Raw genomic sequence first — 26,577 nt, 5'->3', positions numbered from 1 at the left:
GCTGTTTAAAAAGATTTGCTGGTAAATTACTTGCTACTTCATATTACAGGAGAACCAACATTAAACACTCAAAGAAAAGAGGGATCACTCATGGCTCATACCAGTGAAGCTACAAACAACAGGCGTGTTACAAGTAATATTTTTAAAGGATCTGTTGGGAACTTAATTGAATGGTACGATTGGTACGTTTACTCTGCTTTTGCCGTCTATTTTTCATCGCAATTCTTCCCGGAAGGTGATTCAACAAGTCAGCTGCTTAACACAGCGGCAATCTTTGCCGTCGGTTTCTTAATGCGTCCAATCGGAAGTTTATTAATGGGACGCTATGCGGATCGATATGGTCGTCGGGCTGCGCTTACCTTATCTATTACCATTATGGCGAGCGGTTCTTTTATTATCGCCTGTACTCCTAGCTATGGCACAATAGGGTTATTATCTCCTATTATTCTAGTATTAGCGCGTTTGCTGCAAGGAATCTCCTTAGGAGGAGAATACGGAACTTCTGCAACTTACCTTTCTGAAATGGCAAGCAGGGGGCGAAGAGGATTTTATTCAAGCTTTCAGTACGTGACGCTTGTTGCTGGTCAGCTGGTAGCATTAGGTGTTCAAATTATTCTGCAAAACGTTCTTAGTGAAGCAGATATGATTTCATGGGGCTGGCGTATTCCTTTTGTCATTGGAGCAATCGGCGCGCTAAGCGTTTTATGGTTGCGCCGTACAATGGATGAGTCAGAACAATTTTCTAAAATGGACGCTGAAAGCCGTGAAAATGCAGGGACAATTAAAGCACTTATGAAGCATCCTAAAGCGGTGTTGACCGTTATTGGCTTAACATTAGGAGGAACGGTCGCTTTTTATACGTATACAACATATTTGCAAAAATTTATGGTAAACAGTGTAGGACTAGATAAAGGGGTCGTAAGCTGGATTAACTTCTGTGCACTGCTTGTATTTGTTGTCATTCAGCCAATAGCAGGTATGCTATCAGATAAAATTGGACGCAGACCGCTGTTAATGAGCTTTGGTATTTTAGGAACATTATTGACTGTACCGCTGTTTCTTTTTATGAAACAAGCACATAACCCAGTCATGGCTTTTTTATTAATGACAGTTGGACTTATCATTGTAACAGGCTATACATCTATTAACGCTATTGTAAAAGCTGAGCTTTTCCCAACAGAAATTCGAGCTCTTGGTGTAGGATTACCGTATGGACTTACAGTTGCCATATTTGGAGGCACAGCAGAATTTATCGCCCTATGGCTAAAAAGTATTGGCCATGAATCAATTTTCTTTTTCTATGTAGCAGGGTGTATTGCCATCAGCTTTCTTGTTTATTGGCGTATGGGAGAATCCTCTAAAGATTCATATATAGAATCTGAGCTCAAGAAAGAGGACAAAGGAGACAATGTACCGCCAAATAATATCAGTTTTTAATTTTGGTTAAATAAATAATCGTTTGATAACATAAAAAAGGACGGGCTTTTATAGCCAGTCCTTTTCTAGTATTCCGCGCGTATACATGTATTAAACGTACTAAGTGACTGTTCTTGCTATAGAATTCTTTTTTCTATAGTTTTGCATTATGAATTTGTACGACTAAAGCATGAAGAGGAAAATAATTAAAGGCATATAAAAAAGATCAGCGCCATAATAAAAGGATTATTTTGTGATATAACGAAATAGAGAGTATACATCAGAAATAGAGAGAGGGTAAACTTCGTGAATACTTTATGTTCCTTTTTTATGAATCCAGTTTTAAGCGCTTCAACGTTTTTAATAGAATTACAGAGTGCGTTCTTTCGTCCTATTTGGAAAGAGTATAATTATGATGATTACTTTACCTACAAGGTATATGTTCCAAGTACATATACTGGGTTAAGTAAAGTACCATTAATCGTTATGCTTCATGGATGTCAACAAGATGCAGATGATTTTGCTGCGGGTACGGAAATGAATAAGCTAGCGGAAGAAAAAGGCTTTATTGTTCTTTATCCTCAGATGAATTACTTTGCTAATTCCAACGGGTGCTGGAATTGGTTTTATGAGTATAACCAGTTTCGCGGCAATGGAGAGCCAGACATAATAAAAGATATGATTGATCACATAACCGCTAAATATGCGATTGATTCTACTAATATATACCTTGCTGGTATGTCAGCTGGAGGCTTTATGGCAAATGTGATGGCTATTGCTTATCCTGATGTATTTAAAGCGGTAGGCATTCATTCAGCAGGCAGTAATGCTTATGCTGTAGATCTCATCACAGCTGGAGAAGTCATGCTATATGGATCTCTAAATCCTGAACTTGACGGTGATGAAGCTTATAAAAAAATGGGACCTTATGCACGGCCTGTTCCCATCATTACGTTTCACGGTCAATCAGATACAACAGTCAACCCAATTAATGCGTCTACATTAATTCAACAGTGGATTTATACATATAAGTATTTCGGTATCGACCTACATGAAAATGCAGCTTCTTATACTTCAAGGGAAAACGAAAATCACTATAGTTACATAACGTATGACTACGTAGATACAGAAAATAAAATGTGGATGAAAAAAATTATGGTAGAGGATATGGGGCATGCATGGTCAGGAGGAAATGACAATGGATCGGATACTGATTCAAAAGGTCCTAATGCTTCAAAAATGATGTGGGATTTTTTTGAAGCCCACAATGATTAAATAGAGCACGAAAGAGAGATCACAATATGCTATTAAATAACATTAGCCTTTTATTTTTTTGAAACGAATAATCGTCTACCAACAGTAAAAAAGGATCTTATTGAAAGATCCTTTTTCTGTTATCAGCCAGCATTTCTTAACAAGTAGCTTCAAACCGATTTAACAATACATCTAGATCCTGACTAATTTTAATCGTATTACTACTTGTAAACCCTTCTTCTAGGGCAATCATCATCATCATTTTTCGTATAAATTCTATCTTTATCAGCAGTAGTCTACATTTGAAACACATTAAGTTTCCTCCGCTTGCCACGTCATTTTAAAGGCTTAAATTGTTGAATCATTTATGTAAAAATGGTTCCAATCTAAAAATAGAACCTAAAAAATATAGTAACAAATAGCTAGTGTCGAAGTCTGTCGTATTTTGAATTCAGATATTTTCATTTAAAAAGAATTAACTTTTAAACGTTTTGCTGGAAGCTGTGCTCTGTCTTAATCATGATTGTTCCACCGGTTGTAAAGAACTCACGGAGTAACAGAGCTTACTCTGTTTTGCGGACATAGGCATAATCCGATTACATTTAGGCATGTTAACATAAGAAAGGAGAATTTACTAATATGCCCAATGTCATCAGAATTCTTCAATTGTTTCTTCCATGGATCTCCCTTGTTTTTATGCCGAAAAAATCAATGAGAACCTATTTTCCCGCTTCTCTTTTTGCCTCATCGTTAGTAATTGGAATGTGCTCATTAGCTATTCCTTACAAGTGGTGGAGGGTAAAAGGAGGGTGGAAAGGGAAAATTTTAAACGATAGCAGTTTTATTTTTGGCCCCTTTTTAGTAGGGACACTGTGGATCTTTCATTTTACGTTTGGTAGCTTCAAACGATTTTTCTTCGTTAATTTACTAATGGATTCACTATTTGCTTTTCCGCTAAGTTACTTGTATCAAAAATTGGACTTATTTAAGTTAGTTAACTTTAAACCAAAACATATCTTTTCTTCATTTATTAGTTTCTGTTTAACTATTTATGGCTATCAGGCGCTGATAAATAAAGATAAATGATAGGTGAGGGCCGTTTTTAACCGCTATAGACTTTGTAAAAAGCGCAACAAAAAAGCGTCTGTTAAGACGCTTTATATATAATACATATACTGCTCTTCTTTATTAACATTTGTGGTTTCATGGATTATTTCTTCCGGGATATTGGACGTCCGATTAGTAAAAAGCATAAACAAAGCAATAATTGATGCCGCAAAACCTAAAGTAACAATCACAATAAATCCCTCCCTTTAGAATATATATTCTACTTTTATCTTCATTTTCCTATATTTATTATATACCCTTATTTTATTTTCTCAACACATAGAACAAAAAGAGTAGTGCATCTCCTCAATATCTCCCTCAAAATAAATATAATCAAGGGAACTTAAAACTCCCATTTTCCCTAAAAAAGTAGGAAGCCATAAATTTTTTTGTATGGGGGACATAAATCATTAACATTATTAATCGTTGAGATAACTTTTTTGTATTGTACGAATGAAAGAAATTTATATATATTAAAAATACAAAATATTCATTAAATTATATGATGCTTTGGTTTTGAGTCGAAAAGAGAAAAGCTGCTGCTTTAAAGGCAACAAGTTTAAGGAAGTTACAAGCGATATAAAAAGTTATAGAAATGGATGTATCTAGAATTCTTTTTGCTCAGATATTCACAGAGTTTTCATTCGTAAAAAAGACTGAAAATTTTGATAATAATTTCACTTTTATTAAGGGGGACTTTTTATGACAACAACGGTATTAAATGTATCAACTTATTCTTTTTATCTTAACGGTGAGTGGAAAGAAAGTAAATCAGGGCAGACAATTGACATTGTTTCTCCATACCGTCATGACGTGATTGGAAAAGTGCAGGCTATCACAAAAGAAGAGGTCGATGAAGCAGTACATGCCGCGCAAAAAGCTCAGAAAGGGTGGACAGAAACTTCTCTGCAAGAACGTGCCAAGTATTTATACAACTGGGCGGATGAGCTGGTAAGAATGCAGAGTGAAATTGCCGAAATTATTATGAAGGAAGTTGGAAAAAGCTTAAAAGATGCAAGGAATGAAGTAGTGCGCACAGCAGATTTCATTCGCTATACAGTTGAAGAAGCCCTTCATATGAACGGAGAAAGCATGAAGGGAGATAGTTTTCCTGGCGGTTCTAAGTCTAAAGTTGCTATTGTTGAACGCGTACCTTTAGGAGTTGTACTCGCAATTCCTCCTTTTAATTATCCGGTAAATTTAGCAGCTGCTAAACTAGCGCCTGCGCTTATTTCAGGAAATGCAGTTATCTTCAAACCTGCAACGCAAGGAGCGATCAGCGGTATTAAGATGATTGAAGCTCTTCATCAAGCAGGTATTCCACAAGGTCTTGTAAACGTCGTGACGGGCCGCGGATCTGTTATTGGGGATTATTTAGTTGAACATAAAGGCATTAACATGATTTCATTTACCGGGGGAACAAATACGGGTACTCAATTAGCTAAAAAGGCAGGCATGATTCCTCTTGTACTAGAACTTGGAGGAAAAGACCCGGGTATTGTATGTGAAGATGCAGATTTACAAGAAGCAGCAAAACATATTATAAGCGGAGCATTTTCTTATTCCGGTCAGCGCTGTACAGCTATTAAACGTGTACTTGTGCATGAAAAAGTGGCAAACGAGCTCGTAAATATTTTAAAAGAAGAAGTACATAAACTATCAGTCGGTTCTCCTGAAGATGGATGTACGATCGTTCCATTAATTGATAGCAAAGCAGCTGACTTTATTCAGATTTTAATTGCAGATGCACTAGGAAAAGGTGCAACAGTTGTGACTGGAAACAAGCGTGAAGGAAACCTTATCTATCCTACGCTTTTAGATGACGTGAATGATACTATGCGCGTAGCATGGGAAGAACCATTCGGTCCTGTGTTACCAATTATCCGCGTCGCTTCTGATCAAGAAGCCGTTGATATAGCAAACGAATCAGAATTTGGCTTACAAGCAAGCGTTTTTACAAAAGATATTAATAAAGCCTTCTCAATTGCAAATAAAATTGAAGTGGGCTCCGTTCAAATCAACGGCCGTACGGAACGCGGCCCTGATCATTTTCCTTTTATTGGCGTAAAAGGATCCGGTATGGGTGCTCAAGGTATTCGTAAAAGCATTGAATCCATGACTCGTGAAAAAGTAACGGTATTAAACCTTCAATGATTGAATTCCAAGAGCTCTCCAAATCGAGCTAGTCGAGTGTAGACAATCTCATGGAAAAAAGCCTGTGCTCCAAAAAGCACAGGCTTTTAAACGTTTTATTTACCTATCACTCGATTCCGTCTTTATAGTTCTTATGCCAGTTTTTATCACCTTTGTGCTCGATATCCTCAACGGTTTTTTCAAGCTCTGACATAATGAGTGTTTTTACTTGATAAATGGTATCAAAAAAAGCTTTCTCTTCATCCGGATTCGGCTTTATTTTGGCTGCTGCCGAAATATCAACATATCTGCGATGTTCAGTTGTTAATTTATCAAGCGCATCAAAAATATGAGAGGTCAGAACAGCAACCTCCTTATGATTATCAGGCAGCTTTTCTTTTAATGTTTCAATTCTCTTATCCATGTTAAAGTCCCCCTATAACGTGTTGTATTTATGTAACTTTCCCACTAATAAAAATGAATAACCTTAAATAGCAAAAAATCATGGGAATTAGCACGTGAAACAAAAGTATACTACAAGATATCATGTTAAAGTGAAAAAATGGTGAAACGAATGAGTATATTTTTCCAGAAAGGGTATGTAATAAAAGTCGTTTTTTTGGAAAAGGTAATTACCTTAAGAAACTTTGAAGCACGTAATCAACATAAAAGTTCCTCTATTTTTAATGAACAATGACCTTTTTTGACTACTTTTTACGATTTCATGACTTTTTTTGAATGAATTTGATTGTTTTTGATGATTTTTCGAATAATCTGATATATAATGAAAGCGTAAACAGTAAAACATGTCGGTTGGTTAAGAAAAACATCCACAAAAATGGGATTCGTTATTACATAAAATCAGACCTCTGTTTTTATAAAAATAAATAGAATTTGAGAAAAGGAGAATGAGGATGGACATATTGGATGCAAAAGTAGTGAATACAAAGTATGGTTTAGAAACATATCTGGATGTATCAGAAAGCGTAGAAATAAAAGAAATTCATATGCCGAGTTCAGAGAACCAATCTCATAAAATTAAATTTGGAATCAAGTATTTTCTTTTAAGAGAAGGAAAGTATTACGATAGCCAAAAAGGTTATTTTTGGCTTTGTATGAATCACGATTTTAGCAGCCTTATGCTGAGTGAAACGGAAACAGAGAGTTTGTTTGCAGTTAAAAGTGAAGAAGAAAGAGAAGCAACAAAAACGCTGTTAGCAGAATGGTTTATCCAAACGAATGCGTACAAAGAAGTCATCAACGAATGTATCCATCAGATTAAAACGGAGAATATTCGTACAGAAGAAGACATTGAAGACCGAGTGGACGCTATACAATTTTTAGAAAAATTAAAGGTATTAACTGCAAAAGAGATTGAAAACGCTTCTATAGAAAATCTATATGCCCTTCAGCAAATCGGCTAGACTATAGTTCGCGCAAGTTGAAATGCAGATTGATGTATAACAATAAGGAGGAATAGTGAGATGAAATTTTTTATTGATACAGCAAACCTTGAGGATATTAAGAAAGCATACAAAGTAGGTGTTCTAGCTGGTGTGACAACCAATCCATCTTTGGTAGCAAAAGAAGGCGTAAGATTTGAAGACCGCATCGAAGAAATTCTTCAAATGGTACCGGAAGTTGAATCCGTTTCCGCTGAGGTAACGCCTGACGCACTTTCTGCTGAAGACATGATTGCTCAAGCTGAAGAACTGATTAAAATTAACGACGGAGATAAAAACATTACGATTAAGCTGCCTATGACATTAGCTGGTTTGGAAGCGACGCGCTACCTTGCTAAAAAAGGCGTAAAAACAAATGTAACCCTGATCTTTACAGTAAACCAAGCGCTTTTAGCAGCTCGTGCTGGAGCGACGTATGTTTCTCCATTTTTAGGACGTCTTGATGATATTTCAGAAGACGGAGTACAGCTGGTATCTAAAATTGCTGAGTTATTCCGCGTTCAAAACATCGACTCTCAAATTATTGCGGCATCTGTAAGACATCCGGATCATGTAACGCGTGTAGCACTTGCAGGAGCTCATATTGCCACAATTCCATACGCTGTTATTGAGCAATTAGCAAAACATCCGTTAACTGACCAAGGAATGGAAAAATTTGCAGCAGATTGGGAAAAAGCAGTTAAAGCTTAACAAAAAGTCATATCAATAAAAAAAGCTTGGAGTAAGCATAGCTTATTCCAAGCTTTTTATCGTTTAACTAACTAGTTTCTTTTTACGTAAACGCTCTAAGCGTCGCTGCACGCTATTTCTCGAACGCCCGAGCAGCTGTCCAATTTCTCGCTGATTGCGCTTTTCCTGATAAAACATACGCCACAATCTGGCATCTTCTTCTGCTGTCCACTTTTTATGCTCGTATTTAGGGCGCTTTACATAGTCTAGTTTTCTTTGTTCATTCACCCACGCTGGTTCTGGAATAAGCGTATTTTTAGGTATTTTAAAAAAGTTAAGGCACGATTTATTTTGTTCAGCCCAATTCCAAAAAGATTGAATGTCAATTCCCATAAATGTTCTGGTCTTGGCGATGATCATTTTGTACGATAGATTCTCTTTATGAATCCACTTGTAAATTGTATGAACATCTACTTCAAGGCAGGCTGCTAGTTCACACGCTGTAATATGTCCTACGTGTGCTTTGGCTCCATACACTTCTAAACGGTTCAACCTCGATTCTAGCGCTTGCACACTTCGCTGTAATTTAGCTGATATGTGTGAAAGAGGTTTTACCCCGTAATACCTTAGCAAATATTCGTCTTCTTGCAGCGTCCATCTTCGCATCGCCGTTTTTCGTGTTAGTCCCAAAACTTTTATGCGCGTAGCAATAGAAGAAGGACTCCTGCCTAAGGAATGTGCCATTTCACGGTTATTCATGATATCAATGTTCTCCTGCAAAAAAGCATCTTGTTCAAGCGTCCATTTTTTACGTAAAGCTGTATCCGAAGCACGAAGATTTAATCGAGTAAGTCGTTTATTAACCGATTCCTTGCTTCTATGTAAATACTTACCCATCTCTTGAAGCGTCATAGCGCCATAGTGTTGGATAAGAAATCTATCTTCTTCTTTTGTCCATCGCTTTTGATTTTTACTCACTGTTGTCTCACTCCAATCCACACGGAAAGTTCAAGATGAAAAAGCCTCTAGTAATCTATTTTCCGGATGAGCAATATCTATTCAGACTGATACTCACTACGTTTTAGCCTATATATATTTTATCATATTTCTAGAGAAAAACCAAACGTGTGTTCTTGTTTTAGTCATCATAAAAGGAATTAGAAAAATAGTTGGCACCTTTAATAGAAGCGAATTATGGTAAAATTGACTATAATCTCTAAAGGATTTACATAACTGACAGCTCAGCATCATTACGTTGAGAAAGGGGAATTGATATGAATTTTAATTTAAAAGAAGCGATTGAAATACTTGAGCATACGCCACAAACGCTTGAAAAACTTTTGTCGGGACTATCTGCAGGGTGGCTGCAATGCAATGAAGGAGAAGGAACGTGGAATACCTCCGAAGTCATAGAACATTTAATAGAAGCAGAAAAAAACAATTGGATACCAAGGCTAGAATTTATCCTTCAAAAAGGAAAAGAGGGAGCTTTTCCTCCGTTTGACCGCTATGCCCATTTAAACAAGGAATCTGCTAATTCTATTGAAGAGAAGCTTCTTGAATTCAAAAAGGTAAGAATACAGAATTTACATCAACTAAAGCTGCTAGTTAAGCATGAAAAGCACCTTGAAGTGAGAGGAGAACACCCTGAGTTTGGGGAAGTAAAAGTCAGAGAGCTGCTCTCGACTTGGGTTGCTCATGATTTAACCCATATTGCGCAAATTGTTCGAGTAATGGCAGAACGATACAGAGAAGATGTAGGACCTTGGGAAGAATACTTAGGAATACTAAAGAAATAGCAATGACACACAGTGGCCAGCCTTTATCATTCAAGCTTGAATTAAGAAATGTACACGATTACAATAAAATGAGAATAATGAAGATTCAGGAAGGATTGCAGAGGGAACTATAACAACATATCCGATGTTTATAACATGTAGGGTCCGTTAAGCAATTTACGAATAAAAAGAGGATTGGACTGATTAAAAGTGAAAGTGAACTCAGAGAAATTTGGCGAACTAAACAATCAAGCTGTACATGCTTATACCTTATTAAATGATGAAGGGCTTAAAATCACCTGCCTTGACTATGGATGTGTAATATCAAATATTGAAATGCCGGATTCTGAAGGGAAGATTGAAAGTGTTGTATTGGGATTTGATTCAATAGAAGAATACCAAAAGTATTCTCCTTATTTCGGAGCTGTGGTTGGACGCGTAGCAGGGCGTATAGGTGGAGCATCGTTTGAGCTTAATAATGAAACTTATCGTCTAGAGAAAAATGAAGGAAACAATCATTTGCATGGCGGAAAAGAAGGATTCAGTCATAAAATATGGAATGCCAAAACTATTGAGACAACTGATCATGTAGGTGTTGAATTTACATATGTAAGTAAAGACGGAGAAGAAGGGTATCCCGGCAACCTTGAAGTGAAAGTTACGTATACATTAACGAATAAAAATGAGTTCCATATTTCTTATGAAGGAACAACAGATCAAGACACTCTTATCAATTTAACAAATCATACGTATTTCAATTTAAACGGAAATCTAAAAGAAACGGTCTTAGATCATGTTTTGAAGATGAAAAGTAACGAATTCTTAGAGTTGAATGATGATCTTTTACCTACTGGAGAAACGCTAAACGTCACAGATACTCCATTTGATTTTAGAGAAGGACATAGTCTCAAGGAAGGTGTGGACTCTACACATCCGCAAAATATATTAGTGGGTAAAGGGTTCGATCATCCATTTCTTTTAGAAGCAGAAGCTGAAAATCAGATGTCATTATTTGATCCTGCAAGCGGCCGCAAAATAGAAGTCAAAACGGATCAGCCTTCAGTTGTTCTCTATACGGGAAATCATCTAGACGAAGAATTCGAAATTAGAGGGGTTCACTCAGAGAAATACCTCGGTGTTTGCCTAGAAACACAAGGTTTACCAGACGCTATTCATCATAAGCATTTTCCTTCTTGTGTATTAAAGCCCGGTGAGAAGTATGAAGCATATACTCACTATACATTTATAACTGATCGCAGCCTGTAACAAAACGGGATGATAAAAAGGATTACAAACGAGCCTCTGCCGATTGTAATCCTTTTATTGTTACTTTTTCTTTTGGCTTTTTGCACGATTAGCGTCAAGCTCAGCCGCATATTCTTCTTGAGACTTTCCTTGCTTTTGACTCTCAGACTGAATCTTTTTAAATTTGTTATCGTTTAAATTTGGCATGTTAGCACCTCCTTGCAGACAGGGTTATTTTGTACAAGCATTAAGGATTTATATGCTGAAAAGTTTTAATGAACTTGGTTAGAAATTTCGCTTAATGCTGCACCGGCTTCATCAACATATACGTTCACTGTCGCAAGGTCGCCGATTGCACAGATTCCAACCATATTATTATTCTCCACTACAATAATGCGGCGAATTTGATGGTCAGCCATCATACGTGCACACTCGTGAATATCCGTATCCGGAGAACACGTAATTACATCTTTAGTCATACAATCATGGCAATGCACAGTGTTGCAATCTTTTCCATCCGCCACGCAATTTAACACGATATCACGGTCTGTGATCATTCCCATTACTCGATTTTCTTGACACACCGGCACAGAACCACAATTAATATCACGCATTAATTTTGCAGCTGCTGTTACTGGGTCGTGCGGTGCACAAGCTTTCACATCTTTAGTCATAACTTCACGTACTGTAGTCATTTTTATTTCCTCCTTTTAAACATTCACCTCCGTATTTTCTCCATGCACATGCAGAATATGAGACTCAATAATTTCCTAAAAGCAAAAAAGTACAGGATTAAAATAAAGAAAGGAAAAAATTTTGTAACAAAAGGCGAATAAAAGAACTAACGCAGTGTAATAAGCACATAAAAAAGAGCCTATTACACAAACTAAAGAGGATATGATCTAGCTTACATTTTCGTAACGGCAGGAGTTGGGTACATAATGAAAGGAAAGTTAACGCTTTTGGCAGTACTTTTATTGCCTTGGCTGTCTATAGTAAAAGTTGATAAATTTGTCTTTAAAAGATACCTACCTGTTTTAACGTTTAGTTCATTGGTTATTGCTTTTATCAGTGAGTTATCTAAAAGCTTTACTTGGTGGAAAGTGAGAAAACCTCTTTTCCCTAAACTTGCAAGCGATATATCTTTTATCTTTGGCCCATTTTTTGTAGCTAATTTTTGGGTATTCAAGCTGACCTATGGAAATTTTAAAAAATATTTGCTGATTAACGTTCTATTTGATTATCTATTTGCTTATCCTTTGACGAGTCTGGCAGAAAAACTAAAGGTATACAAAATGGTCAACATGACGCGTTTTCAACTTTTTATCATCTCGATTGCGACTGCTCTTATTAATTATTTGTATCAGCATTTTATAGAAGATGCTTTAAGGCAGAGAAGGCAATAGCTGATATTTCGTTAACCAGCTCATCGCCACTTATATTTCGGTACTGTCAGCTTTAAATCGTATTAAAGCCCTCCTAAACTTGGTACATAAGTAGTTAAACGAGATAATAAAAGAAAAGAGAAACATGAGAGAAGATAAACCTCTTTCACGTTTCTCTGCTTTGTCATGCACATAAACTTTATCTGTACACCTTCATCGGCAAATACGTTAAAGATTGCCCCGTAGCTGAAGAAGTTAAATGCGATTCTAATTCAAAATCTTCAAATGGTTCGATATGAGAAAAGGCCTCTAAAAATGCTTCTAATATGATTTTCATTTCAAGTCGGGCAAGAGGGGCGCCCAAACAAAAATGAGGTCCGTTTCCAAACGTTAAGTGTTTTTTATTAGTTTGGCGGTGAATGTCTACAGAAAAAGGGTTTTCAAACATATTCTCATCCATATTACATGCACTCATCCACGCAATAACGACATCTCCTTTTTTTAGCTTAACGCCTAATAAATCGTTATCTTGTTTAACCGTCCGATCTCGTCTGGAGATGTGAAACCGATATCGAAGCATTTCTTCTACTGCTTTTGGAGCTAATTCTCTATTGTTTCTCAGCTCGCTGTATAACGACTCGTCGTCATATAAAAAAGAATAAAACATATTTGCAATGGCGTGACTTGTGGTTTCAACTCCTGCACCTAAAAGCAGCATGGTAGCGTGTACAATTTCTTCATCTGTGAATGTTTCACCATCAACTTCGGCTTGAATTAAGTCTGAGATAATATCATCAGAAAGGTTGGAGCGCTTTTCAATGACAATCGGGTAGAGGTATTGAAAATATTCAGCTCCTGCACGCTGCTTTTCTTGTTCAATCTCTTCTAATCTTTCTTGGTCATAAGGCTGAAACAGAATATCTACCCATTTTTTGAACTGATATTGGTCTTTTACCGGTACACCGAATAAATCTGCTATAACTAAACTAGGAAAAGGAGAAGATAAATCGTCAACAATATTAATAGTTGAATTCTTTTGTATGGCTTCTACAAGGTCTGCTGCAATTTGTTTGATTCGCGGTTCCCAGTTCTTTAAACTGCGAGGAGTAAAGGCTGCAGCAAGCAAAGATCGCGCTTTCCGGTGGTCAGGAGGATCTAAGTTTGTAAGATTGGTAATTGGAGATGTGCTTTTTTTCTTACTATTATCCCCAACAAAAATAGTGGTTCTTTGCCCATCGCTTGAAAAGAATTCGTAGTTGCTCAAGACTTGTTTAACATGGTCGTATTGGAATACATTCCATGTGTTTGTTTCTTCATGAAAATAAACAGGGTGGTTGTTCAGCATTTCTTTATACCATTGGATAGGGAAAAACTCTTCTGCACGTGATTGGAATTTTGGAATTTCTGTAACGGGAATGACTTCTTTGTTCATATGATCTTATTCCTCCTTCAGAATAGGTATAAATTTGGAATTTACTAGCTACATAGCGCTTAGTAGTTGTCACTTGCTAGATAAATAGTTGCTTTGTTTAATTAACCTATACTATTAGTACATTTTTATACCACATGTATAAAAATGTACTAATAGTATATAATTATTTTTATTTATTTATCAAGGAAAAAGGATAAAATTCACGTAGGAAAAGGCAGATAAGTTATACTAAATAAAAAGTAAATTGTAAACAGAGGAGTAGCAGCAATGAACCAAAAACAGCTCGATATTTTAGGGCATACGCACCAGCTTTTTATGGAAAAAGGATACGTAGACACTTCGGTACAAGATATATTAGAAAGAAGCGGTATTTCAAAAGGAACATTTTATAAATATTTTTCATCTAAAAGCGAACTCCTTCTCTCATTACTTTCGTCTTTGCAAGAATCACTTATTCTCCAAAGAGAAAAAGTAGCCATTGAATATAAAGGAGACAATCAGAAGGTATTTGAAGAACAGATAATTTTTATGCTGAACTTTGCAGAGCAAAACAAAATTCCTGAAATGATTGAAAGTACACTCATTTTAAATGAGATCAAAACATTTCAATATATAGAGGAGTTAAAAACAGCAACATTCAACTGGATATATGAACGTTTGCAGCAGATTTTCCCGTCTAAGACTTTTCCTTATTTATTTGATGGAGCTGTGCTGCTAGAAGGAATGCTTAACAATATATTTAAAATGAATAAAGCACTAAACTATCCATTGCCTATTGAACAAATTGTCCGTTATTGTATGAGGCGTATAGAGGAGATCGTAATCGAAGTAGCAGAACAAAAAGAACAGTTATTTAATCCTTCCGTTTACTCTGCGGTATTTAATGAGAAAACAGAAAGTCATTTTTCGACTGAGCTTATGCGCGTAACCGCGAAGTTAAAACGGGTGATTGAAAATAAACTAACAAATGAAGAGGAACAAAAGAAGAGTCTGGAATTTGTGACGTTTATATCTGATGAATTACTGCAAAATGATACGGAGCCTCGCACATTTATTATTCAGAGTTCTCTTTTATCGCTAGAGAAAATCAATACTCTCGCACAGACCAAAGAGTTAGAGGAATATAAAGAAGTCATAACTACTCTGACAAGACATGCTTCATAATGTGAAAAGCAGGTAAATTAACCCAAAAGGCAAGACTCTCCGTAGTTTAGAAAAGAGCAGGTTGCCAATAACATATAAACAGCCAGTTGCCGTTATGATAGGTGACTGGCTGCATGGGATGAAAAAGGTGGCGGAGACAGACATAACACTCTTATTAGAAGAGGGTAATTCTTTCCCTTTTATAGAAAATCAATTAATCGAAAATAGCTGCTTCATTCTTAAGATCAAACGTGATATAGTTTGCTAACCTTTGCGTTCACTTAACTAACTTATAGGGGTAACACTTAAAAAAGAATCAATAACGATAGAAACCGCTCCTAAAGCAGGTGCATTTTTTCCTAACGAAGAAGGCAATAGTTCACATTTATTGTCTAAATGAGAATGGACTCTAGAAGAAACTTCGTTTTTAATCGTATTTAAAACAATGGGATGAGATTCAATTATATGATTTCTCAAGATAACAGCTTCTACATCAAATGTATTAAGAATATTGGTTAATCCAATTCCGATATAAAAGCCAAAGTTTTGAAGTGCATTTAACATTTCTACATCATTTTTATTTGCACGTTCCACAATCTCTTTTCGAGAAATATTCTTTTCTTCTTTAGAGAGCGAAGCCAGTAACGCTTTTTCAGAAGCATATAATTCCCAACAGCCCCGATTTCCACAGCTACATTTGGGGCCATTAAAATCTATCGTCATATGACCCATTTCCCCAGAAAAACCCTGAACACCTTTATACAATTCGTTGTTAATAACAAGTCCAGTTCCAATTCCGACATTAATACTGATGTAAACGATGTTTTCGTAGTTTTTTGTCATACCAAATACTTTTTCACCGTATGCTCCTGCATTAGCTTCATTTTCAACAAAAACCGGAACATTAAACTCACTCTCAATTAAAAACTGCAAATCTTTGATATTCCAATTTAAGTTAGGCATAAAAATAATTTGCTGATGACGATCTACAAGACCTGGAACACAAATCCCTATTCCCACTAGACCATAAGGGGACTCAGGCATATGGGTTACAAAACCATGAATAAGTGCAAATAAAATCTCTTTTACTTCACTAGCAGAAGAACTAGACAAGTCAGAAGTCTTCTCAAGAATAATATTTCCTTCTAAGTCGGTTAGAATTCCGTTAAGATAGTCGACTCCTATATCGATACCGATCGAATAGCCTGCATTCTTATTAAAAACAAGCATTACAGGTCTTCTGCCGCCTCTGGATTGCCCTGCCCCAATTTCAAAAATAAAATCTTTTTCAAGCAGTGTATTTACTTGAGAGGAGACAGTAGACTTGTTTAATCCTGTAATCTCAGAGAGAGTTGCCCTGGAGATAGGGGAGTTCTTTAAAATTTCATCTAATATTAATTTTTGATTCATTTTTTTTACTAAAGCTTGATCTGCAATTTGAATAATAACCACTCCTTTGTTTATCTATCGAACTAAGTTGGTGTTTTTTGAAGCTTGAATTAGATATTTAAAAGTATCATATCTAATATTATAACTAAATTTTCTAAAAAAAACATTGAAATAAACATTTATTTTGTATATGATGAAATAAAGTTAGTTTATTGGATAAACAAACTAACTGAATCAAGATAGTTAATGGATAAACTTGTTCACTTAAATCGAAGGGGGAAATGACAAATGGTCCAAACTAGTACTAATAAAATTAATTATTTTGAAAGCGCAAACAAAGTTTTATACGAAGGTAAAGATTCTAAAAATCCTTTAGCTTTTAAATACTATAATCCTGAAGAAGTAGTAGGCGGTAAAACAATGAAAGATCAGCTGCGTTTTTCTGTTGCTTACTGGCACACGTTTACAGCAGATGGTACGGATCCTTTTGGTGCAGCTACTATGCAAAGATCTTGGGATAGATATGATGGAATGGATTTAGCAAAAGCTAGAGTTGAGGCAGCTTTTCAACTTTTTGAAACATTAAATGTTCCATTCTTCGCATTTCATGATCGAGACATTGCTCCTGAGGGCAGTACGTTGCAAGAAACAAATAAAAATCTTGATGTTATCGTCACTATGATCAAAGAATATATGCAAACAAGTAACGTAAAGTTATTATGGAACACAGCGAATATGTTTACAAATCCCCGGTTCGTTCATGGTGCAGCTACTTCTTGTAATGCAGATGTATTTGCTTATGCGGCGGCTCAAGTAAAAAAGGGGCTTGAAACAGCAAAAGAATTAGGCGCAGAAAATTATGTATTCTGGGGCGGCCGTGAGGGATATGAAACACTGCTTAACACAAATTTACAGTTAGAGCTAGATAACTTAGCTAGATTTATGCATATGGCTGTAGATTACGCAACCGAAATTGGATATACGGGGCAGTTTTTAATTGAACCTAAACCTAAAGAACCTACGACACATCAGTATGATACCGATGCAGCAACAACTATTTCATTTTTAAGACAATACGGATTAGATAAATACTTCAAACTTAATCTAGAAGCTAACCACGCAACGTTAGCTGGGCATACATTTGAACACGAATTACGAGTAGCTAGAGTACAAGGCTTCTTAGGATCAGTGGATGCAAACCAAGGTGACCCTCTTTTAGGCTGGGATACAGATGAATTCCCAACGGATTTATATTCTACAACGCTAGCAATGTATGAAATCCTGCAAAATGGAGGGCTGGGAAGCGGAGGATTAAACTTTGATGCCAAAGTACGCAGAGGTTCTTTTGAACAAGACGATTTACTCTATGCTCATGTAGCAGGAATGGATGCGTTTGCTCGAGGATTGAAAGTAGCACATAAATTAGTAGAAGATCGTGTTTTCGAAAATGTTATCAACGAGCGCTACAGCAGCTTTAAAGAGGGAATTGGGCTTGAGATTGTGGAAGGAAAAGCTAACTTCCATACACTGGAGCAGTACGCGTTTAAAAATCCGAATATTATGAATAAATCAGGAAGACAAGAACGATTAAAGGCTATTTTAAATCAATATATTTTGGAAGTTTAAAAAACAAACGAGAGTAGAAACGATTTCTACTCTCGTTTATAAACGCGGAGGTATTAAGATGAAATATGTAATTGGAATTGATCTAGGAACAAGCGCCGTAAAAACGGTTTTAGTTGATACAAAAGGCAAGATTTGCGCTGTGGTTTCTAAGGATTATCCTCTCCTTCATGAAAAAACAGGGTATAGCGAACAGAATCCAGAAGAATGGGTTCAGCAGACGGCTAGTGCTTTAAGTGAATTAATTGCTAACGCTAATATAAAACCCGAAGATATAGAAGGAATTAGTTATTCTGGACAAATGCATGGCCTTGTGATGCTGGATGAAAACTATAACCTATTACGTAACGCCATTTTGTGGAATGACACAAGAACAACAGAACAATGTCATCATCTCTATAAAGTCATTGGAGAAAAACGTCTTTTAAAGATAACAAAAAACCAGGCTTTAGAAGGATTTACTCTTCCTAAGTTATTGTGGGTAAAAGAGTATGAACCGGCTATATTTGAAAAAGCAGCTGTATTTATGCTGCCTAAAGATTATTTACGCTTTAAAATGACCGGCTTTATTCATAGTGAATATTCAGATGCTGCCGGTACATTATTATTAAACATCAGCAAGAAAAAATGGGATGATGAGCTTTGCCAATTAACAGGAATCAATATTAATCTTTGTCCGCCACTAGTTGAATCTAGTGAATGCATAGGCAATATTAGTGAAGCGTTCTCTCAAAAAACGGGATTAGCCACTTCAACGAAAGTATTTGCAGGTGGAGCTGATAATGCTTGCGGAGCAATTGGCGCCGGCATTTTATCATCAGGGGAAACACTATGTAGCATTGGGACATCAGGTGTTGTTCTTTCTTATGAGGAACGAAGCGATAGAGACTTTAATGGAAAAGTCCATTATTTTAATCATGGAAAAGAAAATGCCTTTTATACGATGGGCGTTACGCTATCTGCGGGTCACAGTTTAAGCTGGTTTAAGGAAAATTTCGCAGAAAACGACACGTTTGAAGAATTGTTGGCTGACCTAAAAAATGTACCAATCGGATCAAACGGCCTTTTATTTACCCCTTACTTAGTTGGGGAACGTACACCGCATGCAGATGCTACGATTCGCGGAAGTTTTATAGGAATGGACGCCTCTCATAAAAAGAGAGACTTTACGCGAGCGGTTATTGAAGGTATTACGTTTTCTTTAAATGAGTCAATTGAAATCTTTCGAGAAAGCGGAAAGGAAATTACGTCTATTGTATCAATTGGCGGAGGAGCAAAAAATGATCATTGGCTTCAAATTCAAGCAGACGTTTTTAATGCAAAAATCGTAAAGTTGTCTACTGAACAAGGCCCAGCGTTAGGAGCAGCCATGCTAGCAGCTTATGGCTGTGGCTGGTATAACTCATTGGAAGAGTGTGCAAACGTATTTATTACCTCGTCGAAAACATATTATCCTAATGCAGAACATGTACAAGTCTATAAACAGCTTTATGAATTATATAAAGAAGTCTACCTTCAAACAAACGACTTAAGTAAAAAGCTAGGCGAATTTAAAAGGAAATAATAGGTTGCAAAATATGCAACCTTACTTTAAAAAGAAACTTCATATGAAAGTAGCTTGTATCAATTGATTATGGTTGTATATCGATATACCTAACACAAAAGGAAGTATAGAAAATGCTGTAGTAAGATTTGATTCACTAGAAAAATACGTACATTGGAGGGGAGGATAAGAGCAGTTAGTCGAATAGACGACGAAAATTTCTTTTGTGTTCCAAGAATTTGAAAGCGTATTCAAATAAGTGCGAACTCAGTTAGAAATAGAACTTCTACTGTTACTTTTAACTAACTGCTTTTAACAACGCATGAAACAAAATCGAAACTCATTATATATTTTTTCTATTACCTTAGTTGCCGCTATCGGAGGGTTACTGTTTGGATATGATACAGCTGTAATATCTGGAGCTGAAGAATCATTAAAGGTGTATCTTATTGACAGCTTAGGGTTAGGATCTTTAGCACATGGTGTTACTGTATCAAGTGCTTTAATAGGATGTATTATTGGAGGATTGGTATCTGGTTATTTTGCGACGAAACTAGGACGCAAACAATCACTTATACTAGCAGCTATTCTTTTTATAGTCTCAGCGTTAGGCGCTTCTTATCCTGAGTTTTTATTTTTCACAAAAGGGGAACCGACACTCTCTTTGTTACTTGCTTTTAACTTCTACCGCATTATAGGTGGGATTGGTGTTGGCTTAGCATCAGCCATTTGTCCCATCTATATAGGAGAAATTGCACCGGCAGATATTCGCGGCAGATTGGTATCGTTCAATCAATTTATGATTATTTTTGGAATGTTAGTCGTTTACTTCGTGAATTGGGGTATTGCAAATGGGGAAACCTTAGAATGGATTAATGATGTAGGTTGGAGATACATGTTTGCTTCAGGAGCCATTCCAGCTTTACTCTTTGCAGCACTCTTGTTTTTAGTTCCTGAAACGCCTCGCTACTTAGCTATACAGAATCAAGATCAAAAAGCTTTAGCCATACTAACTAAAATTAATGGATCTTCAGAAGCGAAATCAATTTTAGAAGATATTAAACAAACAATTTCTACCAATGTTTCGTCTGAAAAATTATTGGCATATGGAAAATTAGTTATCGTTGTAGGTATACTGCTTTCTGTATTTCAACAGTTTGTAGGAATCAATGTAGCTCTATATTATGCTCCGCGTATTTTTGAAAGCATGGGAGCAGCTAAAGGTTCTTCTATGCTGCAAACTATTATTATGGGATTAGTAAACGTTATTTTTACAGTAATTGCAATTTTGACGGTTGATCGTTTGGGAAGAAAACCTTTATTAATAACAGGGTCTATCGGAATGGCCATTGGAATGTTCGGTGTAGCAAGCATGGCTTTTTCAAACATCATTGGTATAGGGACGCTTGTATTTATCATTATTTATACAGCTTCCTTTATGATGTCATGGGGACCAATTTGTTGGGTGCTCATTTCAGAGATTTTTCCTAATAAAATTAGAGGTCGTGCTGTAGCTATTGCCGTAGCTGCTCAGTGGGCGGCTAACTATTTTATTTCCTCTACATATCCCGTGATGATGGAATATAGCGGAGGATTAACATATGGTTTTTACGGTTTAATGAGTATACTTTCTGCTTTGTTTGTCTGGAAATTTGTTCCTGAAACAAAAGGTAAAACTCTCGAACAAATGGAAAATATGTGGAGAAAAAAAGTAGGGGCTTCAAAGAGTAAGAAGGCCATATAACCATTGAGCTTTTACTTAGAGAATAGATGAATATAAAAATTTCAAAAACACCTAAACTATCTTTAGGTGTTTTTAATATGTAAGCTTTATGAAGAAAGTGGATAGCTTTTTTAAAAAATATTGCTATAGTGATAAGTCTCTTTGAAAATAGAAATATAGTTTTCTTTATGAGGAGTGTTTCATCGTAAATATAAATAACGGTGCAATGAATTTACAAAAAATCTGGGGGTATCCGCTATATACGGAATATCCTAAAGAATTAAAGTATGATCATGCTTCCTGGGTTCCCGCGTATCAGAATCGGAAAATGATTGATTGGATGTTTCAGCAGGTCAAACAAGCAAATCAGTAAGTGTTAAAGCTCAATACTTCATCTAGTACTTATAAAAAACTCTTTCAGTTAATAAAAACTGGAAGAGTTTTTTTCTTTTATTAGGATAGTCACAAGGCACCTTTTATTCCCCACAATTACCCAAATATGTGACGAATTTATGGTAAAGCCATTTAAACTAGATAAAAAGCGCTTCAAGTGTGATGAATATCACACCTTTTAATGATACAACATGATAATTTTTTAGGAGTAAGCAATATGTCATGACAAACTTCAATATGTTAGGAGGTTATTAGCCTTTTGATCTGTTGAGATGCATCTCTAATATCCACGTTTATATACCATTATTATGTACAGAGATTTAGAAGAAGGGAGCCTGAGCTTAGGTGAGAAAGCAAAAATCAATGCATATTGGCAAGTTAATCATTCTCTCCGTATTCATCACAATTTTTTTAGCAGGCTGTGATAGTCGTTATTTGATTTTAAATCCGCAGGGGGCGGTGGCTCAAAAAGAATACCAGTTAATTATTTTTTCCATAATTTTATGCACAATTGTTGTTATTCCTGTTTTAGGTCTGCTTGTGTATATCGTTTTACGCTACCGTGATAAGCCTGGAAATAAGGCTTCGTATCGGCCAGACTGGGACGATAGTAAGCGTCTTGAATTTATTTGGTGGAGCATCCCCATTATTATTATTGGTATTTTAGGTTTCGCTACGGCCAAGACGACGTATGACTTAGTAGATCCGCCGAAAAAAGATGTAAAGCCACTAACAATTGAAGTAACATCCCTTGACTGGAAATGGTTATTTCAATATCCGGATCAAAATATTGCGACAGTGAACTATGTCAACATTCCAAAAGATGTGCCCGTTCAATTCGTGCTAACGTCAGATGCCCCTATGAATTCTTTTTGGGTACCGGAGCTGGGAGGACAATTATATACCATGCCGGGAATGGCAATGGGGCTTTGGCTGCAAGCTGATCACAAGGGAGAATATTTTGGTTCGGGTGCTAATTTTACGGGTGAAGGGTTCGCTCATATGAACTTTAAAGTTAAATCTACATCGACAAAAGAATTTAATCAATGGGTAAAGCAAGTGAAAGAAACATCACCAGCTTTAACAAAAGCTGATTATAGCAATCTTGCCCAACAAGGTCTTTCTCTAGAAAAATCGTATTCTACCATTCCTAAAGGCTTATTCCAAGAAATTGTCATTAAAAACGGTGGTCAATATTATAGTCAGCATCACCATATGAAAAATGAAGACATGAAGACTATGAATGTGGCTTCTGAAGAACAAGTACATGCACAGCATGAGCACCAGGAAGGAGGAAAATAAGTTGTTAGAAAAATTAAAAGATTTTTCATCTCATTTTTTTGTGACAGGAGAACCGATGATTTATGGAGCAGATGTCGCCATTTTATTAACATTAGCCGGTATTATTTTTGTTCTTACGTATCTTAAAAAATGGAAGTGGCTATGGCGTGAGTGGCTCACAACGGTGGATCATAAAAAAATTGGTATTATGTATATGCTTTCTTCATTATTAATGCTGTTTCGAGGCGGAGTAGATGCATTATTAATGCGTATGCAACTAGCATTCCCTCAGTGGCATTTTCTAGATTCTAATCATTACAACGAAATTTTTACTACGCACGGAACCATTATGATTCTATTTATGGCAATGCCGCTTATGTTTGCGTTCTTTAACATTGTTGTACCTCTTCAAATTGGAGCAAGGGATGTCGCCTATCCTTTTTTAAACGCGGTAAGCTTTTGGCTATTTTTCTTTGGCGCCATGCTTTTCAATTTGTCGTTTGTAATCGGCGGCTCGCCAGATGCAGGATGGTTGAGTTATCCTCCGCTTTCTGGCATGCAGTTCAGTCCTGGACCAGGTCAAGATTTTTATATTTGGGGCATTCAAATATCAGGTATTGGCAGCTTGGCTTCTGGAATTAATTTTATTATGACTATTTTAAAAATGCGTGCACCGGGCATGAAACTTATGCATATGCCCCTATTCACGTGGTCCGTTCTAGCAAGCTGTATTATTATCATTTTCGCGTTTCCTGTATTAACCGTAACGCTTGCTTTATTGTTTATTGACCGCTTCTTTGACGGACACTTATTTACTATGACCGGCGGAGGAAATCCGATGATGTACATTAACTTAATTTGGATGTGGGGACATCCTGAAGTGTATATCGTTGTACTTCCTGCATTCGGCATTTTTTCTGAAATCGTTGCAACGTTTTCTCAAAAGAAGATATTTGGCTATAAGTCTATGGTTTTTTCAATGATGATTATTAGCGTTCTATCGTATTTCACATGGGTACATCATTTCTTTACGATGGGTGCAGGTGCTAATGTGAATGTGTTTTTTGCTATTACGACGATGGCTATCGGAATTCCAACGGGTGTTAAAGTGTTCAACTGGTTATTTACGATGTTCCGCGGCCGTATTCAAATGACGCAGCCAATGCTATGGACAATTGCTTTTATCCCGTGTTTTGTTGTGGGAGGAGCAACGGGTGTTATGCTTTCAGCAGCTCCCGCAGACTATCAGTATCATAATAGCTACTTTTTAGTTGCACACTTTCACCAAGTGTTAATTGGAGGCGTTGTATTCGGCTTTTTTGCAGGTTTGTACTATTGGTGGCCAAAAATGTTTGGCTTTAAATTAAATGACCGTCTTGGTAAATGGGCGTTTTGGACATGGAATATTGGTTTTTATGTATGCTTCATGCCTCAATACGCATTAGGGTTTATGGGAATGACACGCCGTATTTATACGTACGACTTTGACATGGGATGGGGACCACTGAACGTTATCTCTACAGTCGGAGCTTTCTTTATGGGCATAGGGTTTATCTTTCAAGCATGGCAGATTCTTCATGGCATTAAGTACGGCGAACAAGATGTAACAGGGGATCCTTGGAATGGACGTACATTAGAATGGTCCATCCCTTCACCGCCGCCGCACTACAATTTTGCAGTGATTCCAACAGTAACGGGGCAAGATGCGTGGTGGACAATAAAAGAAGAAAGAAAAAAGAAAAAAGCGAAGGAAACAGCTGCTTTCTCTCCGATTCATATGCCTAAGAATTCAGGTATTCCATTTATCATGTCGGTTTTCTGGTTCATTGCTGGTTTTGGCTTAACGTTCCACTGGGTGTGGATGGCGATATTCGGTTTGACAGGAGTCGGAGCTTGTTTACTAGTTCGTTCTTTTCAATACAACTCGGACTATTATATTCCGGTGGATGAAATTCGACATACAGAAGATTCAGTAGGGAGGGTTGGCTGACATGGCTTATGCGACAGCGCACCACGAAGAACATCATGATGAACATGATGAAGGAATCAAAGTTATGGGTTTTTGGCTTTTCCTCGTAACGGACTGCATCCTATTTGGAGCATTATTTGCTACGTATGCCGTTCTTGTTAATCATACTGCGGGAGGCCTTACAGGAAAGGAATTTTTTGAAGTTCCAGGATTTGTTTCTGAAACGTTTATCTTATTAACGAGCAGCTTTACGAGCGGATTAGCTGTGCTGAGCATGCACAAGGGAAAAATAAAACCTTTAATTGGCTGGCTAATCGTAACTCTGCTCTTAGGTATGTGCTTTGTGGGCCTTGAAATTCATGAATTTCAAACAATGGTTCATGAAGGAGCAACCATTTCCACCAGCGCATTTTTTACAGCTTTCTATACGCTAGTTAGTACGCACGGGCTGCACGTTTCTGTCGGCATCATTTGGATGATTTCAATTACAATCCAATTAAAACGATATGGAATTACCTCTGTAACAAAGCGAAAAGTGACGATTATCAGCTTATACTGGCATTTTCTTGATGCTGTCTGGATCTTCCTTTACACGGTTGTGTATTTAATGGGGGTGATGTAGATGGAGAACCATGGATCGTTAAAAGCTTATACAATAGGATTTATTTTCTCGATTATTTTAACCGTTATTCCTCTGATGCTGGTATTAAACCATGTATTTTCTAAAAATATATTACTAGCTAGCATTCTAGGAATGGCCGTGCTTCAATTTTTCATTCAACTGTTTTTCTTCATGCATATCAAAGACGGAGAGAAGCCCCGCTATAATGTGATGGCTTTAATACTTGGAATCGTTTTTGTTATTACGATTGTAGCAGGATCGATTTGGATAATGACTTTTAACTCTCAAGTTCAATAAAAATGGAGCCGTGCACTACACACGGCTCCATTTTTATTAATTTCTATATATTGTGATAAAAATCACATACTTTCGTTTGCGCAAGAAGTAAAATAAAAGTGTAGCAAGGAAAGTTCTTTATAAACGAAAGACAAAGGAGAGATTATGATGAATATGGCTTATCGTAACATCCTCGTAGCAGTAGACGGTTCTGTAGAAGCAGAGTGGGCATTCAAAAAAGCAGTTAACAGTGCGAAAAAAAATAACGCTCATTTAATAGTTTGTCACGTTATCGACATACAGGCGTTAAGTCCATCACCTTATGCATTCTATACAGATACACGCTTTCAAGATGCAGAGAAATTTGCTGAAGAACTTTTGACCAACTATAGTAACCTAGCTCTTAAGGCTGGAGTAACGAAAGTCGAGACATTAATTGAACACGGTTCTCCTAAAACAAAAATATCTAAAAAAATTGCTCCCGATAAGCACGTTGATTTAATTATATGCGGTGCGACGGGGCTAAACGCCGTAGAGCGCATTTTAATCGGAAGCGTATCTCAGCATATTTTACGCTATGCCAAATGTGATGTGTTAATTGTTCGCACTCCTAAAGAAGCCGAAGAAGAATCAAAGCCTTTACAAGTGGAACTAACAGAGTAGCAGAACAGAAGAAAAAGAACGCTTATTGTTCACAGTAAAATACAAAGCTCTCACCATTTATTTAAAGAGG

27 protein-coding genes are annotated in these 26,577 nt (G+C 36.6%); 19 read left to right on the top strand and 8 right to left on the bottom strand.

All coding sequences use genetic code 11. The annotated features are described in order from the left end of the window. Positions 1–90 precede the first annotated feature (90 nt). Both AC0KUU_RS11050 and AC0KUU_RS11045 read left to right on the top strand, forming a co-directional pair. On the top strand, positions 91–1,437 hold the full coding sequence (locus AC0KUU_RS11050; RefSeq protein WP_043981901.1) for an MFS transporter: 1,347 nt from the start codon (positions 91–93) through the stop codon (positions 1,435–1,437). Positions 1,438–1,722: 285 nt separating this feature from the next. Further along, positions 1,723–2,691 (top strand): extracellular catalytic domain type 1 short-chain-length polyhydroxyalkanoate depolymerase, encoded by a 969-nt coding sequence (locus tag AC0KUU_RS11045; protein WP_043981903.1) that lies wholly within the window; start codon positions 1,723–1,725, stop codon positions 2,689–2,691. A 136-nt stretch (positions 2,692–2,827) separates the two neighbouring features. Here the strand turns inward: AC0KUU_RS11045 and AC0KUU_RS11040 are convergent, their stop codons facing one another. Beyond that, a complete protein-coding gene (locus AC0KUU_RS11040; RefSeq protein ID WP_016763750.1) occupies positions 2,828–2,983 on the bottom strand; it encodes an aspartyl-phosphate phosphatase Spo0E family protein in 156 nt (51 codons plus the stop codon). A gap of 326 nt (positions 2,984–3,309) precedes the next feature. Here AC0KUU_RS11040 and AC0KUU_RS11035 point away from each other — a divergent pair, with 326 nt between their 5' ends. Beyond that, positions 3,310–3,756 carry a hypothetical protein gene (locus AC0KUU_RS11035; protein WP_043981904.1) on the top strand — a complete coding sequence of 149 codons (447 nt, stop codon included), beginning with the start codon at positions 3,310–3,312 and terminating at the stop codon, positions 3,754–3,756. Positions 3,757–3,827: 71 nt separating this feature from the next. Here the strand turns inward: AC0KUU_RS11035 and AC0KUU_RS11030 are convergent, their stop codons facing one another. Beyond that, positions 3,828–3,968: a hypothetical protein gene (locus tag AC0KUU_RS11030; RefSeq protein ID WP_013082747.1), complete on the bottom strand. Its 141-nt coding sequence runs from the start codon at positions 3,966–3,968 to the stop codon at positions 3,828–3,830. 511 nt (positions 3,969–4,479) lie between these two features. Here AC0KUU_RS11030 and AC0KUU_RS11025 point away from each other — a divergent pair. After that, the gene (locus AC0KUU_RS11025; protein ID WP_322551955.1) at positions 4,480–5,931 is read left to right on the top strand and encodes an NADP-dependent glyceraldehyde-3-phosphate dehydrogenase; all 1,452 of its coding nucleotides are present in this window, start codon (positions 4,480–4,482) and stop codon (positions 5,929–5,931) included. Positions 5,932–6,037: 106 nt separating this feature from the next. Here the strand turns inward: AC0KUU_RS11025 and AC0KUU_RS11020 are convergent, their stop codons facing one another. After that, entirely contained in the window at positions 6,038–6,334 is a 297-nt protein-coding gene (locus AC0KUU_RS11020; protein WP_013082749.1) for a hypothetical protein, read from the bottom strand. A gap of 490 nt (positions 6,335–6,824) precedes the next feature. Between AC0KUU_RS11020 and AC0KUU_RS11015 the strand changes: the two genes are divergently transcribed. Further along, on the top strand, positions 6,825–7,334 hold the full coding sequence (locus AC0KUU_RS11015; RefSeq protein WP_025749002.1) for a hypothetical protein: 510 nt from the start codon (positions 6,825–6,827) through the stop codon (positions 7,332–7,334). Positions 7,335–7,394: 60 nt separating this feature from the next. Further along, positions 7,395–8,063 (top strand): fructose-6-phosphate aldolase, encoded by a 669-nt coding sequence (gene fsa / locus AC0KUU_RS11010; RefSeq protein WP_013082751.1) that lies wholly within the window; start codon positions 7,395–7,397, stop codon positions 8,061–8,063. A 63-nt stretch (positions 8,064–8,126) separates the two neighbouring features. On the opposite strand, the gene AC0KUU_RS11005 is transcribed toward fsa, so the two are convergent. Continuing rightward, positions 8,127–9,020 (bottom strand): hypothetical protein, encoded by an 894-nt coding sequence (locus AC0KUU_RS11005; RefSeq protein ID WP_043981908.1) that lies wholly within the window; start codon positions 9,018–9,020, stop codon positions 8,127–8,129. 296 nt (positions 9,021–9,316) lie between these two features. Here AC0KUU_RS11005 and AC0KUU_RS11000 point away from each other — a divergent pair, with 296 nt between their 5' ends. Together AC0KUU_RS11000 and AC0KUU_RS10995 are read left to right on the top strand one after the other, a co-directional pair. Then, positions 9,317–9,841 carry a DinB family protein gene (locus AC0KUU_RS11000; RefSeq protein ID WP_043981910.1) on the top strand — a complete coding sequence of 175 codons (525 nt, stop codon included), beginning with the start codon at positions 9,317–9,319 and terminating at the stop codon, positions 9,839–9,841. Positions 9,842–10,030: 189 nt separating this feature from the next. After that, complete coding sequence (locus AC0KUU_RS10995) at positions 10,031–11,086, top strand: aldose epimerase family protein (protein WP_322551956.1); 1,056 nt, start codon at positions 10,031–10,033, stop codon at positions 11,084–11,086. Positions 11,087–11,146: 60 nt separating this feature from the next. Here the strand turns inward: AC0KUU_RS10995 and AC0KUU_RS10990 are convergent, their stop codons facing one another. Next, positions 11,147–11,272, bottom strand: a complete 126-nt coding sequence (locus tag AC0KUU_RS10990) for a hypothetical protein (RefSeq protein ID WP_013056562.1) — start codon at positions 11,270–11,272, stop codon at positions 11,147–11,149. 65 nt (positions 11,273–11,337) lie between these two features. Further along, a complete protein-coding gene (locus AC0KUU_RS10985; RefSeq protein WP_013056563.1) occupies positions 11,338–11,760 on the bottom strand; it encodes a CBS domain-containing protein in 423 nt (140 codons plus the stop codon). 246 nt (positions 11,761–12,006) lie between these two features. Here AC0KUU_RS10985 and AC0KUU_RS10980 point away from each other — a divergent pair, with 246 nt between their 5' ends. After that, entirely contained in the window at positions 12,007–12,471 is a 465-nt protein-coding gene (locus AC0KUU_RS10980) for a hypothetical protein (protein WP_043981912.1), read from the top strand. A gap of 178 nt (positions 12,472–12,649) precedes the next feature. Here the strand turns inward: AC0KUU_RS10980 and AC0KUU_RS10975 are convergent, their stop codons facing one another. Next, positions 12,650–13,882, bottom strand: coding sequence for a cytochrome P450 (locus tag AC0KUU_RS10975; protein WP_043981914.1), 1,233 nt, complete (start codon positions 13,880–13,882; stop codon positions 12,650–12,652). 267 nt (positions 13,883–14,149) lie between these two features. On the opposite strand from AC0KUU_RS10975, the gene AC0KUU_RS10970 reads away from it, so the two are divergent. Then, positions 14,150–15,046 carry a TetR/AcrR family transcriptional regulator gene (locus tag AC0KUU_RS10970; protein WP_322551957.1) on the top strand — a complete coding sequence of 299 codons (897 nt, stop codon included), beginning with the start codon at positions 14,150–14,152 and terminating at the stop codon, positions 15,044–15,046. A gap of 264 nt (positions 15,047–15,310) precedes the next feature. Here the strand turns inward: AC0KUU_RS10970 and xylR are convergent, their stop codons facing one another. Next, positions 15,311–16,468: a transcriptional repressor XylR gene (gene xylR / locus AC0KUU_RS10965; RefSeq protein ID WP_028408895.1), complete on the bottom strand. Its 1,158-nt coding sequence runs from the start codon at positions 16,466–16,468 to the stop codon at positions 15,311–15,313. Positions 16,469–16,702: 234 nt separating this feature from the next. Here xylR and xylA point away from each other — a divergent pair, with 234 nt between their 5' ends. From xylA to AC0KUU_RS10920, 9 genes are all read left to right on the top strand, one after another. Further along, complete coding sequence (gene xylA / locus AC0KUU_RS10960; protein WP_162214056.1) at positions 16,703–18,040, top strand: xylose isomerase; 1,338 nt, start codon at positions 16,703–16,705, stop codon at positions 18,038–18,040. Between the two features lie 58 nt (positions 18,041–18,098). Beyond that, a complete protein-coding gene (gene xylB / locus AC0KUU_RS10955; RefSeq protein WP_165575280.1) occupies positions 18,099–19,601 on the top strand; it encodes a xylulokinase in 1,503 nt (500 codons plus the stop codon). A 301-nt stretch (positions 19,602–19,902) separates the two neighbouring features. Beyond that, the gene (xylE, locus tag AC0KUU_RS10950; RefSeq protein WP_162214058.1) at positions 19,903–21,324 is read left to right on the top strand and encodes a D-xylose transporter XylE; all 1,422 of its coding nucleotides are present in this window, start codon (positions 19,903–19,905) and stop codon (positions 21,322–21,324) included. Positions 21,325–21,529: 205 nt separating this feature from the next. Continuing rightward, a complete protein-coding gene (locus tag AC0KUU_RS10945; RefSeq protein WP_157842273.1) occupies positions 21,530–21,676 on the top strand; it encodes a hypothetical protein in 147 nt (48 codons plus the stop codon). A 383-nt stretch (positions 21,677–22,059) separates the two neighbouring features. Then, the gene (locus tag AC0KUU_RS10940) at positions 22,060–22,998 is read left to right on the top strand and encodes a cytochrome c oxidase subunit II (RefSeq protein ID WP_165575981.1); all 939 of its coding nucleotides are present in this window, start codon (positions 22,060–22,062) and stop codon (positions 22,996–22,998) included. A gap of 1 nt (position 22,999) precedes the next feature. Beyond that, on the top strand, positions 23,000–24,967 hold the full coding sequence (gene qoxB / locus AC0KUU_RS10935) for a cytochrome aa3 quinol oxidase subunit I (RefSeq protein ID WP_237074807.1): 1,968 nt from the start codon (positions 23,000–23,002) through the stop codon (positions 24,965–24,967). A 1-nt stretch (position 24,968) separates the two neighbouring features. After that, complete coding sequence (gene cyoC / locus AC0KUU_RS10930; RefSeq protein WP_043981922.1) at positions 24,969–25,568, top strand: cytochrome o ubiquinol oxidase subunit III; 600 nt, start codon at positions 24,969–24,971, stop codon at positions 25,566–25,568. Continuing rightward, a complete protein-coding gene (cyoD, locus tag AC0KUU_RS10925; protein ID WP_043981923.1) occupies positions 25,569–25,865 on the top strand; it encodes a cytochrome o ubiquinol oxidase subunit IV in 297 nt (98 codons plus the stop codon). A gap of 147 nt (positions 25,866–26,012) precedes the next feature. Next, positions 26,013–26,507, top strand: a complete 495-nt coding sequence (locus tag AC0KUU_RS10920) for a universal stress protein (protein WP_043981924.1) — start codon at positions 26,013–26,015, stop codon at positions 26,505–26,507. Positions 26,508–26,577 lie beyond the last annotated feature (70 nt).

The sequence above is a fragment of the Priestia sp. ST2 genome (assembly GCF_055810735.1).
Note: the sequence above shows the minus strand (reverse complement) of the source record. Positions and strands in the feature narration are given on the sequence as shown.